The 17,586-nt window shown below is 50.0% G+C and carries 16 protein-coding genes; 9 read left to right on the forward strand and 7 right to left on the reverse strand.

Going from position 1 to position 17,586, the window contains the following annotated elements; all coding sequences use genetic code 11:
* Position 1: 1 nt before the first annotated feature.
* A complete protein-coding gene (locus tag AC3WU2_RS23670) occupies positions 2-1,087 on the forward strand; it encodes a sulfate ABC transporter substrate-binding protein (protein ID WP_492457454.1) in 1,086 nt (361 codons plus the stop codon).
* A 136-nt stretch (positions 1,088-1,223) separates the two neighbouring features.
* On the forward strand, positions 1,224-1,529 hold the full coding sequence (locus tag AC3WU2_RS23675; protein ID WP_492457519.1) for an MTH1187 family thiamine-binding protein: 306 nt from the start codon (positions 1,224-1,226) through the stop codon (positions 1,527-1,529).
* Positions 1,530-1,607: 78 nt separating this feature from the next.
* Here AC3WU2_RS23675 and AC3WU2_RS23680 read toward each other — a convergent pair whose 3' ends face one another.
* The 3 genes from AC3WU2_RS23680 to AC3WU2_RS23690 all read right to left on the reverse strand — a co-directional run bounded on the left by AC3WU2_RS23680 (position 1,608) and on the right by AC3WU2_RS23690 (position 4,673).
* Positions 1,608-2,483: a sugar phosphate isomerase/epimerase family protein gene (locus AC3WU2_RS23680; protein ID WP_492457455.1), complete on the reverse strand. Its 876-nt coding sequence runs from the start codon at positions 2,481-2,483 to the stop codon at positions 1,608-1,610.
* A gap of 41 nt (positions 2,484-2,524) precedes the next feature.
* Entirely contained in the window at positions 2,525-3,382 is an 858-nt protein-coding gene (locus AC3WU2_RS23685; RefSeq protein WP_492457456.1) for a sugar phosphate isomerase/epimerase family protein, read from the reverse strand.
* A gap of 232 nt (positions 3,383-3,614) precedes the next feature.
* A complete protein-coding gene (locus tag AC3WU2_RS23690) occupies positions 3,615-4,673 on the reverse strand; it encodes a Gfo/Idh/MocA family protein (protein WP_492457457.1) in 1,059 nt (352 codons plus the stop codon).
* Between the two features lie 129 nt (positions 4,674-4,802).
* Here AC3WU2_RS23690 and AC3WU2_RS23695 point away from each other — a divergent pair, with 129 nt between their 5' ends.
* Entirely contained in the window at positions 4,803-5,678 is an 876-nt protein-coding gene (locus tag AC3WU2_RS23695) for an AraC family transcriptional regulator (protein WP_492457458.1), read from the forward strand.
* Positions 5,679-5,766: 88 nt separating this feature from the next.
* Here AC3WU2_RS23695 and AC3WU2_RS23700 read toward each other — a convergent pair whose 3' ends face one another.
* Positions 5,767-6,654, reverse strand: coding sequence for a helix-turn-helix domain-containing protein (locus tag AC3WU2_RS23700; RefSeq protein WP_492457459.1), 888 nt, complete (start codon positions 6,652-6,654; stop codon positions 5,767-5,769).
* A gap of 165 nt (positions 6,655-6,819) precedes the next feature.
* On the opposite strand from AC3WU2_RS23700, the gene AC3WU2_RS23705 reads away from it, so the two are divergent.
* The 3 genes from AC3WU2_RS23705 to nrdG all read left to right on the forward strand — a co-directional run bounded on the left by AC3WU2_RS23705 (position 6,820) and on the right by nrdG (position 11,056).
* A complete protein-coding gene (locus AC3WU2_RS23705) occupies positions 6,820-8,577 on the forward strand; it encodes a glycoside hydrolase family 35 protein (RefSeq protein ID WP_492457460.1) in 1,758 nt (585 codons plus the stop codon).
* Positions 8,578-8,738: 161 nt separating this feature from the next.
* Positions 8,739-10,586 (forward strand): anaerobic ribonucleoside triphosphate reductase, encoded by a 1,848-nt coding sequence (locus AC3WU2_RS23710; protein ID WP_492457461.1) that lies wholly within the window; start codon positions 8,739-8,741, stop codon positions 10,584-10,586.
* Positions 10,583-11,056, forward strand: a complete 474-nt coding sequence (nrdG, locus tag AC3WU2_RS23715; RefSeq protein ID WP_492457462.1) for an anaerobic ribonucleoside-triphosphate reductase activating protein — start codon at positions 10,583-10,585, stop codon at positions 11,054-11,056. Before AC3WU2_RS23710 ends, nrdG begins: the two co-directional genes overlap by 4 nt.
* Before the next feature lie 76 nt (positions 11,057-11,132).
* Here nrdG and AC3WU2_RS23720 read toward each other — a convergent pair whose 3' ends face one another.
* From AC3WU2_RS23720 to lplA, 3 genes are all read right to left on the reverse strand, one after another.
* Positions 11,133-11,927 carry a Cof-type HAD-IIB family hydrolase gene (locus tag AC3WU2_RS23720; protein WP_492457463.1) on the reverse strand — a complete coding sequence of 265 codons (795 nt, stop codon included), beginning with the start codon at positions 11,925-11,927 and terminating at the stop codon, positions 11,133-11,135.
* Positions 11,928-12,163: 236 nt separating this feature from the next.
* Entirely contained in the window at positions 12,164-13,099 is a 936-nt protein-coding gene (locus AC3WU2_RS23725; protein ID WP_492457464.1) for a DMT family transporter, read from the reverse strand.
* A gap of 8 nt (positions 13,100-13,107) precedes the next feature.
* A complete protein-coding gene (gene lplA, locus AC3WU2_RS23730) occupies positions 13,108-14,109 on the reverse strand; it encodes a lipoate--protein ligase (RefSeq protein ID WP_018756383.1) in 1,002 nt (333 codons plus the stop codon).
* A 272-nt stretch (positions 14,110-14,381) separates the two neighbouring features.
* Here lplA and AC3WU2_RS23735 point away from each other — a divergent pair, with 272 nt between their 5' ends.
* Genes AC3WU2_RS23735 through cbiB form a run of 3 tightly spaced genes read left to right on the forward strand, consistent with a single transcriptional unit; the run spans position 14,382 to position 17,183 of the window.
* Positions 14,382-15,476: a pyridoxal phosphate-dependent aminotransferase gene (locus tag AC3WU2_RS23735; RefSeq protein ID WP_492457465.1), complete on the forward strand. Its 1,095-nt coding sequence runs from the start codon at positions 14,382-14,384 to the stop codon at positions 15,474-15,476.
* A 7-nt stretch (positions 15,477-15,483) separates the two neighbouring features.
* On the forward strand, positions 15,484-16,209 hold the full coding sequence (locus tag AC3WU2_RS23740; protein ID WP_492457520.1) for an adenosylcobinamide amidohydrolase: 726 nt from the start codon (positions 15,484-15,486) through the stop codon (positions 16,207-16,209).
* Complete coding sequence (gene cbiB, locus AC3WU2_RS23745; RefSeq protein ID WP_492457466.1) at positions 16,209-17,183, forward strand: adenosylcobinamide-phosphate synthase CbiB; 975 nt, start codon at positions 16,209-16,211, stop codon at positions 17,181-17,183. Before AC3WU2_RS23740 ends, cbiB begins: the two co-directional genes overlap by 1 nt.
* Positions 17,184-17,586: the final 403 nt, after the last annotated feature.

Raw genomic sequence — 17,586 nt, forward strand, 5'->3', positions numbered from 1 at the left:
GATGCGATCGAAGCGTTTGCGCTCTGCGCTGGCCCTATTGTTAATGATCTGTCTACTCAGCGTAAGTATAACGGCTTGCGGGGGCGCATCACAACCTTCTGCTTCAACAGCTGGCGCATCGGATTCACAACCTAAGACGTCGTCAAAGGGTCAAGAGGTGACACTGGTGATCGGTGCTTATAGTGTCGTGAAGGATGCGCTTCAGGACATTTTACCAAAATTTCAGTCTTATTGGCTGGCGAAGACGGGGCAACGCGTGGAATTCCAAGAGTCTTATGAAGCTTCGGGTACACAGGCTAGGGCAATTGTCGGTGGCTTCGAGGCGGATGTTACCTTACTTGCGATGGAAGGCGATATCGATAAACTAACGAAGGCTAGCCTGATCACCCATGAGTGGAAGAAGAAAGCGAATCAAGGGATGATTACGGATTCGATCGTTGTCCTCGGTACACGTTCAGGCAACCCGCTCGGAATCAAGGATTGGGAAGATCTGATGAAGCCGGGCGTGAAGGTGCTCTACCCGAATCCGAAGACATCCGGCGGCGCGCAATGGGATATCAATGCGATCTATGGTGCAGGTCTCAAAGTTTCGGAAGCGAAGGGCGTGAAGGACCCTGCCTTTGCGAAGCAGTATCTGGAACGCGTGCATCAGAATATTGAGTCGCTCGATAAGAGCGGGCGGGCATCGATGGCTGCGTTCGAATATGGTGTCGGGGATGTCATCGTGACGTATGAGAATGAGCTGCTCGCACGCATTCAGCAAGGGAAGAAATACGATATCGTTGTTCCGACGAATACGATTCGGATCGAGAACCCGGCAGCGGTTGTTGATAAGAACGTAGATAAGCACGGTACGAGGGAAGTTGCCGAAGCGTTCATTGACTACCTCGTTCAAGATGAAGCGCAGAAGGCATTTGCGGATGCAGGATTTAGACCTGTAAATCCGAAAGTCTATGCGACGGTAAAAGATCACTATGCAACACCGCAAGGACTTTTCGACATCCAGTATCTAGGTGGGTGGAAAGAAGTTCGAGAGAAGCTGTATTCGAAGCGCGGTGTATGGTATCAGGTGTTGGCAGGGATTTAAATTTCTTAACGAATTGAAGGACTCTTATCAGCGGGCATAAAACTGTTCCTGATAGGAGTCTTTTCGCATGACTAGGGTTACGGCCTAAAATCAGTTAAAATAGAAGAATTGAAGCACAAAGAGAGGAGGGTGAATGATGGCAATTGCTGAAATCACGGTGATTCCCATTGGGACGGCAACGACAAGTCTTAGCGGGTACGTGGCAGATATGCAGCGGACCTTATCATCAGTTGAAGGCATCAACTATGAGATGACGGCGATGGGGACGATCATCGAAGGTTCGATTGATCGACTGTTCGACGCAATCCAAAGGCTGCATGAGTGTCCATTCCAAGCGGGAGCAGGACGAGTATCGACGGTCGTGAAGATCGATGACCGTAGAGATCAAGACAGTTCGGTGGCGCAGAAGCTTGAATCGGTGAGAGCGAGGCTGAATGCCTAGGTTCGTGAAGATGTAGAATACGAAGAGACCCTTCTAAGGTTCAGATGAACCGGAAGGGTCTTTGTATATACTTGGATGTTATTTGAATTGCTTCAAGAACTGAACTGCCTTCGCAATATCTGCTTCAGGGTTCGTACCCACTTCACGTTCGATCGTCAAGTAGCCAGTATAGCCGATATCTTGCAGCGCTTGAATATAAGCAGGCCATGCGACTTTCCCCTCGCCAAGCGGCACTTCACGGAAGAATTGGCCGTCTGTAACCATCTTAGCCATCTTCTCATGATCAAGCGGCTCGAAACCAAGTGCCCCATAGATGACACGAGGATCAACTTCTTGCAAGCGAATACCGTCCTTCGCATGGGTATGCACGATGTAATCCTTCAGGTTGTGTACACCATCAACGGGGTCATCGCCTGTGACCATGACCATATTCGCAGGATCGAAGTTAACGGATAATCCGTTCGTGCTAAGCGTATTAAGGAAGTCACGCAAATGAGCGGAACGCTCAGGACCTGTCTCAATCGCGAAATAAGCATTAACGCTCGTTGCATAACGGCTAAGCTCATCACAAGCTTGCTGCATGGCATGGTAGACTTCGCTATTCGTATCGTCAGGCACAATTCCGATATGTGTCGTTACGACATTCGTTCCGAGCTCTACAGCCAGGTCAAGAATTCGTTTGGACTTCTCGATTTTCCATGCATTTTCATTCTTGTCTTGGAAGCCATGACCGCCAAGGTCGCCGACAAGGGCGGAGATTTCAAGACCAAGTGACGCGATATATTCTTTCAGCTCTTTGCGCTGTGTAGTGGATAGATTGTCGGGATCCATCTCACCTTTGACCGCATAGATTTGTACGCCGTCTGCGCCTACATTTTTAGCTTTAATGAGGCCTTCACGTACGCCCACCTGGAAGCTATCGACGATAACGCCGATTTTATTTGGAATTCCCATCTCGATTCTCTCCTTCATTCGTTATTCATAGATTCCTGCGCTTATACTTCATCCCAGATGCGTCTGATGTTCTCAAGGCCAATCTCCGAAGCTAGGCGGCATTCTTCCATGCCTTCGAATTCGAGCGAGAGGTAACCATCGTAGCCGGATTGCTTCACAACGCGCAGTACTTCACGCATATTGACGTCGCCATGTCCTGCGATCGCTCCGCGTAAGTAGTTGCCGGAAGACGTCGGGAACCAGCCTCTGCCTGGGTTCTGACCTGCTGGACGCAGGTAGAAGTCTTTAATGTGCACCATCGATGCGATGCCGATATTCTTCTTCGTCGCAACAACAGATTCTTCGTCGGAGCACATGAAGTTCCCTATATCGAGCGTCGTGCGGTAGTTCGGACGATCAACTGCATGCACGAGCGCTTGCACGCGATCTGCGTTCTGAATGTAGTAGCCGTGGTTCTCTACGCTTGTCGTGATGCCGTATTGCGCGGCATGATCCGCGATGCGGCGGCATGCGTCAGCAAGCTTCGGCAGATCGCTATTAAAGTTATTGATGGAAATGTCGCTGCGGCTCGCAACGTCGTGGCGCATCAGCTTCACGCCGAGCGCGGCTGCGTTATCGACTTCTTTCATGACGCGAGCGATTTCTGCCTCATAGGATGCTTCGTCTTCCGTAATGAAGTTCGCGCCAATCGCGTAGTTCGAGATTTCGATGCCTTTCGCTTCCGCCGTCTGACGGATCACATCGATTAGCTCTGGGTTCTTGTTCAGATCGAATCCGAGCGGAACGATCTCGATATGTTCAGCGCCATGATCTGCGGCCCATTCAATGGCCTCCGTAAATGTCAATTGGCCAGACTCCATGGCTTGATATAGACTATATGAACTTAATCCGAGTTTCATCTCGTACACATCCTTTGTTCGTTATAATGACTTTCGTCGTTGCTAGCAAATTAATCGAGGTTCAAAAAGCGGCTTTTCAGCACCGAGAAGGTTGCGAGAACCCGAAGAAAGAGGAACGGAGTTTAGGAAAAACCTAAATGAGTACCGGATTTCGAGGGTGAACGCAAGATTCGATGCCGATTATGCTACATGGAACACTTCGTGATCAAAAGATCGACTTTTTGAACTACCTCTAAAAGTGAATCTCTTGGCCCTTCTCAGCAGATTCGTAGATACCGCGTAGAATTTTCATGATCTCAACGCCGTCTTCAACCGGACTGATTGGCTCTTCACCCGTCTTCACGCAGCGGATGAAGTTATCGATCTCCGATTGGAACGCGCGTCCGAAGTCGAAGCTAGCTGCATCCGTCTGAGGTTTAATGTTCAGGATGGTGTCATATTTCTCTGTTGCAATATAAATTTCAGGATCGATTTCAAGGCCGCCCTTCGTCCCGAACAATTTCACAGTCGCTTCATCTTTTCTTGCATGCAGCGTAAAGCTCACATCAACGAGTAGGGAAGCGCCATTCTCGAAGCGAATCAATGCGTTCGTCATATCTTCAACCGTATTCTTCTCTGCATCATAGTCTGCTGCTTGATAGAAGGAAAGGTTCTGAATGTTCGAACGGTTGCCCAGCTTGCGGTACGTATTACCACTTACGGATTTTACCTTTGGTCTGCCCATCATGTACCAGCACAAGTCGATGACGTGTACGCCGATATCGATAAGTGGTCCGCCGCCGGAACGCTCGATATCCGAGAACCAGCCGCCTGGGTTGCCAAGACGGCGAATGCTGGATGCTTTGGCATAATAGATTTCGCCAATGTCGCCATTGTCGATGAACTTGCGAAGCATTTGCGCATTCGGATCGTAACGACGAACGACACCGACTTGAAGAATTTTGTTCGAAGCACGAACTACTTCTTGTAATTGAAGCGCTTCCTCAACGGTGCGGCATAATGGCTTCTCGACAAGAACATGCTTGCCTGCGCGAATTGCTGCAGCACTAATCTCAGCGTGCGTGTTATTCCACGTACAGATACTAACAGCCTCAATCTCTGGATTAGCTAGCAGCTCGTTATAGTCTGTATATATTTTCGAAGCACCGTATTTATTTGCTTTGTCTTGCGCTCTTTGTTCATTCAAATCACATACCGCATAAATCTCAACTTCTTTATTGCCTTTGTACGCATTAAAATGCGCCTCCGAGATGGAACCTGCACCAATGACACCAATTTTAATTGTAGACATAATATTTCTTGCTCCTCTCAATGATTTCATCTATTAATCTTTATGTCTGTATTATATTATTTAGAGGAGGGAACTCCATGAAAAGCATTGCTGATGTTTTGTATTATTGTGCTATTTGAGGTGAGGAAATTGGAAAAACTACAATCCCATCGTGAGCATATGGATATGCCTGATCCGCATTTTCCGCTCAAAATTCATCGAACGCGTTTTACCGAATATGGTATGACGTGTTTTCCGCATCATTGGCATGAACATATTGAATTCCTTGTCATTGTTGAGGGTGAGGCGATGATCGAATGCAACTCGGAACCGAGCTATGTGTCGGGCGGGGATTTAGTGGTTGTGAATAGTACGGATTTGCACCACGGCGTGAATCTATCGGATAATTTGTTCTATTTTACAGTGATTGCGGACCCGTCCTTACTGCACAGTCAATCCGTGGATGCAGTGGAGACGAAGTACATTACGCCGATTACCCAGAATCAGATCTCGTTCCAGCATAAAATATCGCAGGATGCCGAGGTAAATGCCTGCCTGAAGAAGCTGATCGAAGAGTACGATGGTAGGGAGTTCGGCTATGAGCTCGCGGTAAAGTCAGAATTGTACCGTCTGCTTACAATCTTGCTGCGAAGATATGTGGCGCGGGTTCTGCCTGTGAACGAATATAAGACAAGGATCAAAAATCTAGAACGGTTCGATCCAATCCTACAATATATTGAGGAGAACTATGCGTCGAAAATGACCGTGGACGATCTAGCCAAGCAGGTCAATATGAGCCGATTCCATTTTAGCCGCCTGTTCAAGGAGCTAACCGGGAAGACGATTTCAGATTATATCAATCATGTGCGCATCAACAATTCGGAATATATGCTGCACAATACATCGAAGAGTATTTCGGAGATCGCACTGGCTACGGGGTTTAACGATATTTATTATTTCAGCCGATTGTTTAAATCCTATAAAGGTGTCTCTCCTTCGCATGTGCGTCGTATGGGATTGCACTAAACAACCACCAATATGGAGCTTTGACTTCAATCGCATAAGAAAAAGACGCCCGCATTATTGCTGTAGGCGTCTTATTTGTGTTTAGCATTTATTGAGAAGCGACAGTCACGGAATTGTGCAGACGCGGTCTGAAATGCGATGGTGCCGTTCCCGTCCATCTCCGGAATTGTCTAGAAAATTGACTCGTGGATTCGAAGCCGAGTTCTTCGGCGATTTGTTCAATCGATAAGTTGGAGTTTACCAATAAGTGCTTCGCTTTGTTCAAGATGAGTCGGCTAATATATTGACGCGGAGATTGCCCATACACTTTGGTAAAAATTTTGCTGCATTGGCTTCGACTGAGGCCAAGTTCGGATGCAATGTCTCCGATCGTCCCTTTATAGGGCTGCTCCGTTCTCAGGATGTACTCCATCTCACGTGCAATAGTCGTCTCACTGCTCGTCGCGGTGTAGGAAGCCACTGTAGAATCGAGTGTAGCTGGCATTTGATCGAGTATTTTACGTGAGAACCGTTCGATCAAGTCAAGAATGAACGCTTGTATATGTAGGAAATGAATCGAGCCGCTAAGCGTATTTCTTGTTGTCTGAAGTGCTTGCGTCGATTGCTCCACGATCGCTAATTGCTGCTCGGTGTTCGAGCCAATTTCCTCCGGCGTTAGGATGACATAGTCAAACTGACACAGAGCTGCGCGCAGCAATGGGTCGTCCAGATCAAAATGAACGTTGAAATAACGATACGATTCTTCTGTCTTATTCATCATCTCGTGTGCGACACCTGACTTGAAGAGCATCCATTCCCCTGCGCGAAGCGTCGTCTCATGATCGCCAATCCATTGGATCGTGGACCCTTCGATACAGTGTAATATTTCGAATAAAAAATGATGATGCCGATCATAGCGCCACCCTGGCGGTTTCGTTCCGAAATGGCAGCCAATAATTTGCATGGTGCTGGTCAGGTTCGGCAAATAGAGTTCCATATCCCGTCATCCCCTCCGACAAGACGATTTATGATGATTTCTATTCAAGTATAAGTATGCGGGAAAAAAAGGTCAAATATTGGGCGGGTTTGGCTATGTGGGCGTCGCTAGATTTCATTTAGTATAGGGATATGCGTTAACTATAATGAATATTGGGGTGGCATAATGGGAGAGTTTCTCGTAAAAAATAATGATTTCGTACTGAACGGCGAGCCGATTCGCCTTCTATCTGGGGCTATTCATTACTTCCGCGTGGTGCCGGAATATTGGCGGGATCGATTACTTAAATTGAAAGCCTGCGGCTTCAACACGGTGGAGACCTATATCCCTTGGAACTTCCATGAGCCGAAAAAAGGACAATTCCGATTCGAGGGGATGGCAGATGTTGCGGAGTTCATCCGTACAGCTGGTGAGATTGGTCTGCAAGTGATTGTGCGTCCAAGTCCATATATTTGTGCAGAATGGGAATTTGGCGGCTTGCCGGCATGGCTGCTTGCAGACCCAGGGATGAAAATCCGCTGCAATCACAAGCCATTCCTAGATCACGTGGATGCGTACTATGATGTCTTGCTTCCGATCCTGAAGCCGCTTCTCATTACGAACGGCGGACCGATCATTGCGATGCAAATCGAAAATGAATATGGCAGCTACGGCAATGACACGTCTTATCTTGTACATCTGCAACAATCGATGATTCAGCGTGGCATCGATGTGCTTCTGTTCACTTCTGACGGACCTGGTGATTTCATGCTGCAAGGGGGCATGGTTCCTGGCGTTCTTGAGACGGTTAACTTCGGATCACGGGCGAAAGAAGCCTTCGAGGAGCTTCGCCAATATCAGCCGGAAGGGCCGCTGATGTGTATGGAATATTGGAACGGCTGGTTCGATCATTGGGGCGAAGAACATCATACACGTGATGCGGATGACGCTGCAGCGAACTTCGAAGAGATGTTGGCGCTTGGCGCATCCGTCAATTTCTATATGTTCCACGGCGGCACGAACTTCGGATTTACGAGTGGGGCAAACTGCGGCGACAAGTACGATCCTACAATTACGAGCTACGATTATGATGTGTCGCTGAATGAGTCCGGCGAACCGACGGAGAAATATTTCAAAGTCAGAGAAGTTGTCGGGAAGTATGTCGATCTTCCTGAGCTTGAACTGCCTGCGCCAATTGCCAAGGCGGCGTATGGCAAAGTTGCGATTCAAGAGACGGCTGGCTTCTTCGCGCAGTTGAACCGAATTTCGACGCCGATTCAGACAGCAGCGCCGGAGACGATGGAAGCGTTAGGCCAAAATGATGGCTTTATCGTCTACGAGACTTTCATTTCCGGGCCACGCGGCGAGAGCGAGCTCACGATTCAGGATTGTCATGACCGTGCGATTGTCTTCCTGGATGATCAATATATGGGCGTGATCGAGCGTTGGGATGCCTCGAAGAAAGTTGCCTTCTCGGTGCCTGAAGGCGGCGCGAAGCTACGAATCATCCTTGAGAATATGGGCCGAATCAATTATGGCCCGTACATGATGGACCGTAAGGGGATCACGGAAGGCGTACGCCACGGTTACCAATTCTTGTTCGGATGGACGACTTATTGCTTACCGCTCGATAATGCGGAAGGAATTGCCTATGGAACCGAGTCGTTATCGAATGAACCAACCTTCCATCGTGCAGTCCTGAACATTGAAGGCGCGCCAGCCGATACGTTCTTGCAGATGGAAGACTGGAAGAAAGGCGTCGTGTATGTGAATGGCTTCAACATCGGACGCTACTGGAATCGCGGACCGCAGCAGACGCTCTATATCCCGGCTCCTCTATTGCGTCAAGGCGAGAATGAAATCGTGGTGCTTGAGCTTCACCCTTCCGGACAATCCGAACTTGAGTTCACAGATCAGCCTATTTTAGCATCGACGAAAAATTAATTTTTACGAAGCGCTTCCAGCCCTGTCAGTAACGGGCAAGAGGCGCTTCGCTGCGTCTTGGGAACGATTTGGAGTAGTGCGAATAGTCACAGTGAAAATCTATATCTCGTAGTAAAATCCGTAAATATCAACTATATCTTGTAGGGATAAGGACGGAGACTATGAAATCACATCATTTAGATAACCATTTTGAGGCTATTTTCGGGGAGGAGAATAGCGATATTTTGCAGGAGAATGCGAATATGGATGGACGCTCTCCGATGGGGCAGATGGCGAAGCTCGCTTCAGAGAGCAGTAAATGGTATATGAAACAGCATCTATTATCTGCAGAAGCAAATGCGATGGTGGATGAGAATCTACTCTATGTCCATGATGCGGACTTCATGGCGACCGGAACGACGACATGTTGTCAAATCCCACTCGGGCAGTTATTGGCTTCGGGATTCAATACAGGACATGGGCATATGCGTTCACCGCGGGACATTAAGAGTGCGATGGCACTATCTTCGATCATTCTCCAATCGAATCAAAATATGCAGCATGGGGGACAAGCCTATCCGATGTTCGATTATGATCTGGCGCCATATATAACGCGAACTTATGAACGGAATCTCGCACGAATTCAGAGCTATCCGACGACTTTTACAATAGAGCAGTGCGAGGAGCAGGCGTGGCTGGAGACGGAACGAGATACGTATCAAGCATGTGAAGCTTTCGTACATAATGCGAATAGCATGCATTCGCGTGGGGGTGGACAAGTGCCGTTTATTTCGGTCAATTATGGCACCGATATATCGCGAGAAGGGCGTATGCTGAACCGAAGCTTGCTGCGCGCAACTAAGGCAGGACTAGGACACGGCGAGACGCCGATTTTCCCGATTCAGGTGTTCAAGGTCAAGGAAGGCGTGAATTTCAATCCAGGTGATCCGAATTATGATCTCTATCAATTGGCGCTAGAGACTACGAGTGAGCGGTTGTTCCCGAATTTCAGCTTCTTGGATGCACCATTTAATGCGCAATATCTGAACGGAACACCGGAGAGCGAAGTGGCTTACATGGGATGCCGTACTCGGGTGATGGGGAACATCCATGGCGAAGAGACGAGTATTGGGCGCGGGAATCTCTCCTTCTCGACGGTGAATTTGGTTCGGCTGGCACTACTGAGTACGGATCTGGAAGATTTCTGGCGTCGATTGGATCACGTGATGCAAGTGGGGATTGAGCAGCTCTATGACCGATATCTCTATCAATGCAAGAAAAAAGCGGCGAACTTCCGCTTCTTATATGCCCAAGGCGTCTGGCGCGGCGGGGAGAAGCTTCAGATGGACGATACGCTGGAGCAAGTACTGAAGCAAGGTACATTGAGCCTAGGGTTCATCGGCCTGGCGGAGGCGCTCGTGGCGCTTCGCGGCCAGCATCATGGCGAGAGTGATGAATCATGGGGGCTGGGCCTCTCGATTGTGCGCTATATGCGTGAGAAGATGGATCAAGCGATGGAACAATATCAATTGAACTATTCGCTCCTCGCGACGCCTGCGGAAGGGTTGTCAGGGAAATTCGTGGGTCAGGATCGAGAACGGTTCGGTGAGCTGCTGGGCATCACAGATCGATCTTATTACACGAACAGCTTCCATGTACCGGTCTATTATAAGTTGAAGGCAGTCGATAAAATCCGCAAAGAGGCGCCGTTCCATGCCGCATGTAATGCCGGGCATATTACGTATGTGGAATGCGATGGGTCGCTGCGTCACAATACCGCTGCAATCGATGCGCTCGTTCGTACGATGCATCGGGAAGGGATTGGTTATGGATCGATTAATCATCCGGTTGATCGCTGCAAACCATGTGGATATTCGGGAATTATTCATGAAGCATGCCCATCTTGCGGAGCGACAGATGAAGCGGATATTGAAAGGATTCGCCGTATTACGGGGTACCTGGTCGGCGCATTGTCCCGCTGGAATTCAGCCAAGAAGGCGGAAGAGTCGGATCGGGTGAAGCATACATGAAAATGATGAATATCATTCATGATTCCGTCGTGGATGGTGAAGGATTGCGGACGGTGCTGTTCTTCGCAGGCTGTCCGCATCATTGTCCTGGATGTCATAACCCCCAGAGCTGGGGAATGGCGAATGGAACGGAAATGACGATTGCGGAAGCTGCGGATGAGATTGCGAGCAATCCGATAACGGATGTGACCTTCTCAGGGGGCGATCCGTTCTCGCAAGCGGAGGAAGCTTATCTGCTAGCACGCGAAGTGAAACGTATGGGCAAGAACTTATGGGTCTACACGGGCTACACGTTAGAGCAGCTGCTTGAGCATGGAACGGCCGAACAGCGATTGCTCTTAGAGGAATGCGATATGCTGGTAGATGGTCCTTTTGTGCTCGCGGAGCGGGATATCACGCTTGCTTTTCGGGGGAGTCGGAATCAGAGACTGCTCTCAAAAGCAGTGTTAATGGATGCGATTCGAAGGTAAATACAATAAGAAGCCCTCCCGTGTCAGCAACATTTCAGTGTTGATGACAACAGGAGGGCTTTATCCTGTGTGCTAGCTAGTTCAAGATATGCTTGCGAATGATATGCGCCACGCCGTCTTCATTGTTCGAGAGGGTGATTTCATCGGCGATTTCTTTGAGGGATGGGACTGCATTGCCCATGGCTACCCCAAGTCCAGCTACCTCAAGCATTTCACGGTCGTTCCACGCATCGCCGATCGCCATGACTTCAGAGAGGTCGCAGTCAAAATGCTCAGCGAGATACGTTAGCGCGTGGCCTTTGGTACCTTCTTTGTGCATAATCTCGAGGAAGTGCGGCTTGGACTTCGTGATGTGCACTTGATCGCCTAACATGTCGCGAAGCTTCACAGCGACTTCGTCCAGGTAATCTGGCTCATCGATGATGAGCATTTTGGTAGAAGGTTGATCGATCAGTTTGTTGAAGTCGGGCTCGACGATGTAAGGGATTTTGGAGAGTCCCGCATACGATTGCGTCTTCTCGTTATCTACTTGCACATAGAGTTGGTCATCAATATAGAGCTGCAAATGCAGTCCATGCGCTTCGGAATATTGCAGAATGCGGCGCGCGGCATCTTGCGGCACGCTGCGCTCATATAATACGTGACCGTCCAGTAAGTTTTTGACCAAGGAACCTTGATAGGTAATCAAAGGTACGTTCATCCCGATTTGGCGGGCGATGGCCTGTGCGGACGCATACATGCGTCCTGTTGCGAGTGTGACCGTTACGCCTTGGGCAATCGCTTGCTCGAGGGCGAGTTGGGTCGCCTCGGTCACGATTTTATCATCATTGATGAGTGTGTCATCTACATCGATCGCGATAAGTTTGTACATGGTGGAACCTCCTAAAGTAAGCATCCCAACTCCCGACGGACGGTACGTCCGTTATTTTGGATATGGGATCTTTATTTTGCGGTGTAACGGACAATGAATCCGGTATTCGCTCCTTTTTACACATAAAGTGTTCATGAATGGGTCAATAAGAGCATGTCGGTCCGTAAGTCATCACAAATGGCTAGAATCGGGGCACTTAGCGGATCCAGTGTCCGGTACTTTTCGTGAAAGCATGACTAGTTCGCTCGTTCCAATCGTTCAGCAGAGGGTTCAGAAGCGTGCTGCCCTGAGGGACGCAGCTCTGCGATTAACATACTGATGAACATGAGGACACAACCGATAATGGCCGTGACGCCGAGCTTTTCGTTGCCCCAGATGTACCCTGTAATGCCTGCGAACACGGGCTCCATGGCGAAAATAATCGCGACGCGCGCCGGAGACGTGTATTTCTGACAGTAAGTCTGTGCCCAGAACGCGAAGGCGGTACCGAACAGCAAGGTAATGCCAAGTGCCATCAAAACCTCCGGCTGCGAGGCAAGGTGAATCCAATCATGCATCGTCCCCGTGTCCTCGAGTAGAATAGAACCGATGATGCCGAGAATCCCTACCGTACCGAGTTGAATTGTCACGAGCAGCAGTGTCGGATGCTCCGTGGCATATCGGCCGGTTGCGACAATTTGCAATGCGAAGCAAATCGCGCAGAGGAGCACGAGTAGATCTCCGAAATTAATGGATAATGATGCTCCGCCGGTGGAGAGCAGGAATAAGCCAATAAGAGCAACGGCTGCGCTGATCCAAGCGATCCAGTTCAGACGCTGGCGTAGGAACCACATCGAGAAGAAGGGAACCAAAACGACGGAGAGCCCCGTAATAAATCCTGCATTGGAGGATGTCGTATATAGGAGGCCGTAGGTCTGGAACCCATACCCGCCGAACAGCAGTACGCCGAGCACGAAGCCGTGCCAGAGCAGCCTTTTGTTCACGTGCTTCAACCAATCTCGATGCACGAAGATAAGAATGATGAAGAATAAGAGTGCTGCCCCTGTAAACCGGATGCCGTTAAAAGCAAGTGGTGGCAAGGCCTGAACGGCCTGCTGCACAATAAGAAAGGTCGTCCCCCAGATGAGGGCAACCGATAGAAGAATCAGATCTGCGAAGAGCGAGCGTTTCATGGTGCGGATTAAGCCTCCAAGAAGAGCAAGCCCACAAATGCATCGAATTCGAGATTGCCGAAAAATTGCGTAATGTCTGTACCTTCTAGCTTGGCGCGAACTGAGGATTCTTCATATCGAGTACCGCGTAGAAGATCTTCGAGTTCTGAAATATCACGTTTAGCGAAGAAATCGCCATAAATTTTGATTTCATGGATGTTGCCGTCTTCCACATCAAGACGTAGATCGACGATGCCAATTGGGAAGCGTTTCGAGTTGCGGATATTGAATTTTGGCGATTCGCCGTAGTTCCAATCCCAATTACGGTAGCGCTCATCCGCGATTTGGCGGATTTTGACCCAATCTTCCTCAGTCAGTCGATATTGTGGAACTTGATCTGGCTCCATGCCGAAAATGCTGCGTAAAACCTCAGCACGGAATTGTTCGATTGTCATCGGTTCGGTGAGGAACTCCGAGATATTCGCGACGCGGCTGCGAACCGACTTGGTTCCTTTGGAAGCGATCTTCTCAGCGTTCACTTTCAGCGCGGAAGCGACATTCTCCATTTCGGAGTTGAAGAGTAATGTACCGTGGCTGAACATACGTCCGCGGGAGCTAAATTGCGCATTCCCCGAGATTTTACGCTCGCCGATCTGGATATCATTGCGGCCTGTTAGTTCGGACTCGACGCCAAGCTTGCGAAGGGCATCGACGACAGGCTCGGTGAATTTCTTGAAATTGTTGAAGGATTGTCCATCGTCCTTGGTCAAGAAGCTGAAGTTCAGGTTGCCAAGGTCGTGATACACGGCTCCGCCACCGGATAAACGGCGTACGATGTGAATGCCATGTTCTTTGACATATTCCGCATTAATCTCTTCAATCGTATTCTGATGCTTACCGATGATAATGGACGGTTCATTAATATAGAACAGCAAGTAGCTGTCATCCATTGGGAGATGCCGAAGCGCATATTCTTCAATGGCTAGATTGAGTGTCGGGTCGGTAATCCCTTGGTTGTCGATAAATAACATGTGTACCCCTCCAGCGGATCGATTTTTTCTGAAAATAATGCAAATTTCACGAATGTTCATTCAACTATTCATTGTAATCTATTTCGTCAAAATCTACAAAGGATCAAGGCAGAATCAGTGTTGACGCCAAGGTGCATTCATGCCCATAATCAAGCATAAACGACTACGGAATCCTTATATGGATGGGAAGCGTTTAAGCGAGAAATATAAGAACAGCTTATCCGTATAAACGAAATAAACATGTACGCGATGGGGAAAGGACGATTGAAAAAATGATTGAAAGGTTTGGTCATGGGGGAGATTTAGAGACGGCCCAGGCGGCATTTGGTGTGGACCGAGGGGCATTCATCGATTATAGCGCGAATATTAACCCACTCGGTCCGCCGCCGCATGTGCTGGCAAGGGTTCAACAGGAGCTGCGGGATGTGGTGCATTATCCGGACCCGGATCATCGGCGGCTGCGGGCTTTGTTATCGGAAGCGCTGCATGTGGATGAATCGATGGTCTGCGTTGGGAACGGCGCGGCGGAATGCATGGCACTCGCATTGCTTGCGATGGCGCCAAGCCGCGTTGGCGTGATCTACCCATGTTTCTCCGAATATACGGAGTTGTCCCGAAAATTCGGTGCGGAGGTCATTGGGATCCATGGGCATGCGGAACAGGGGTTTCGTGCGGAACTGAATGAAATTGCAGGCTTGATGCAGGAGGTGGATCTTCTCTTCCTCGGGCAGCCGAACAATCCGACAGGTGTGCAGTACGATCTCGAAGAGCTGGAGCAGCTTGCGGCGATCGCGGCTGATACGGACACAATGTTGATTATTGATGAAGCGTTCATAGATTTCATTGAACCGGATAGGCAGGCGACCTTGCTATTGCGCGTGGAGCATTATTCGCATGTCATCCTCATTCGTTCGATGACGAAGTTCTATGCGATTCCTGGATTGCGGTTGGGTTATGCGGTCGCAGGGCCGTTACTCATTCATCGGCTAAAATCGAAGCAGGTAACATGGAGCGTGAATCGGCTTGCATTAGCGGCTGGGGAAGCCTGTTTGGTTGAATGTGAGGAATATGAGGCGGTAACGCGAGAACAGACGGTGATTGAACGGAATTACATGATTGAGCGATTGGAACAGGAATTTGGCTGCCAGACCTGGCCAAGTCTTGCGAATTTCATCCTCGTGCGGTTACCGAAGCCTTGGACTGCGGAGCAGCTTCAGACAAAGCTGGGGCTGAAAGGGATATTGATTCGGAGCTGTGCCATGTATGAAGGGCTCAGCGAAACGGACATCCGGCTTGCGGTGAAGGATCGAGAACGGAATGAAATTCTATTCAATAAGCTTACCGTAGTGTGGCAGGAAGGGGTGTAGCGTGAAGATGGTACAGCCTTTTCGAGCTGGTGAAGCATTGATGGTGTATGAGAGTACCTGCTGGCCAGGACTCGCATTCCGTTATGATCGGGCACAGCATCATATTCGGATGCTCGCGCCGGAGCCGCTGCAGACGCTTAGCAGTGCACCATATGCAGGCGGCAGTACGGTTGCTGATCATATCGTGAACGTCTACGTCACGAAGGATTATAATCGTCCTGATCCGATTCAGCATCTGGAATCGGAGATTATGGCTTGGGGCTATCCGCTGGATCAGACGGTAGGCCTGTTGACCGCAGCGAAGCTGACGCATGCTTCCATTGCGGAAGCGGAGGGCGACCAAGCCCGTATCGTCGTGTGTACGACGGCGGGCACCTCCAATGCCGCGCGCGCCGGACGAGCGCGCGAGACGTTCGCCGCCTATGCACCGGGCACGATCAATACGATCGTGGCTGTGGACGGGCGGCTAGCGCCGGCTGCGCTGGTCGGCGCGATTATTACCGCGACGGAAGCGAAGGCCGCCGCGCTGCAAGATCTGGGCATCACCGACCCGCAGGACGGTGATGTGGCGACGGGCACGACGACGGACACCGTCGTGCTCGCCGTGAGCCAGAGCGCCCGCTATGGTGCGGAGCACCAGTATGCGGGCAGCGCGACGACGCTCGGCAATCTGCTCGGGCGTCTCGTGTACAACACCGTTTATGAAGCGGTACGAACGCAAGGAGAAGCGTAATGATGTTAGAGCATGCGTATTTTATTATTCTCGCTTACATCGTCGATTGCATCATCGGCGATCCCCGCTGGATTCCGCATCCGGTGATCTTCATGGGCAGTGCGATTACCCAATTGGAACGTGGCGTTCGCCGCATCGCACATACACCGAGGCAATTGAAAGCAGGAGGGTTCTTGCTCCCGCTGATCCTCGTGGGGGGCGTGTTCCTGCTCACATGGGGAGTGCTCTACTTGGTTGCGTTGATTCATCCGTGGCTGGCTTGGGCGCTGGAGGTCTTGCTGATCGCGACGACCATTGCGACGAAAGGCTTGAAGGATGCAGGGATGGAGGTATACCGTCATCTCCGTGCAGGGGATATGCCTGCGGCACGACGATCACTCGGGATGATCGTCGGCCGAGATACGGAGCATTTGGACGAACCGGAAATCGTGCGAGGAACCGTCGAGACCGTCGCCGAAAATATCGTCGATGCGATTACCTCGCCTTTATTCTATGCTGCTATTGGGGGCGCACCGCTCGCTATGGCTTACCGCGCGGTAAATACGCTCGATTCGATGGTCGGTTACAAGAATGAGAAGTATAAAGACCTTGGATTCGCATCGGCACGGTTGGATGATGTGGCGAACTGGATCCCGGCGCGGATAACCGCGATATTACTCACAATAGCTGCTTGGCTGCTGCGTCATGATCCACGAAGTGCTTGGCGGACGGTTCGCCGAGATGCGAAGGAGCACCCGAGTCCGAACAGTGGATACCCGGAGTCTGCGGTTGCCGGCGCGCTTGGCGTAAGGCTCGGAGGGCATAACGTTTACAAGGGGATCGCGTCCTTTCGCGCTTACATGGGGGAACCGAAGGAGCCCCTTCGCGCGGACCACATTCCGATGACCGTGAGATTGATGTACCTGAGCTCAGCGATGTTCGCGCTGATCAGCGCGGCCATCCTATGGCTAGCAACATCGTCATCAATGTGGTAATCACGAACGAAAAAAGGGGCTTGTCACTGCATGGTATGCAGGTTGACAAGCCCCTTTTCTTATATGTCTCATCGAGCGGACAAATAACTGCAAAAACGCAGTTAAATCGCGATACCCCGCTCGCAGAGGCCCGAATAACTGCAAATATGCAGTTAAATCGCGATTCCTCGCTCGCACAGGCTCAAATAACTGCAAAAACGCAGTTAAATCGCGATACCCCGCTCGCAGAGGCTCGAATAACTGCAAAAACGCAGTTAAATCGCGATACCCCACTCGCAGAGGCCCGAATAACTGCAAAAACGCAGTTAAATCGCGATCCCCCGCTCGCAGAGGCGCGAATAACTGCAAAAACGCAGTTAAATCGCGATACCCCGCTCGCAAAGGCCCGAATAACTGCAAAAAC

The organism is Paenibacillus sp. EB106-05-06-XG162 (genome assembly GCF_058791655.1).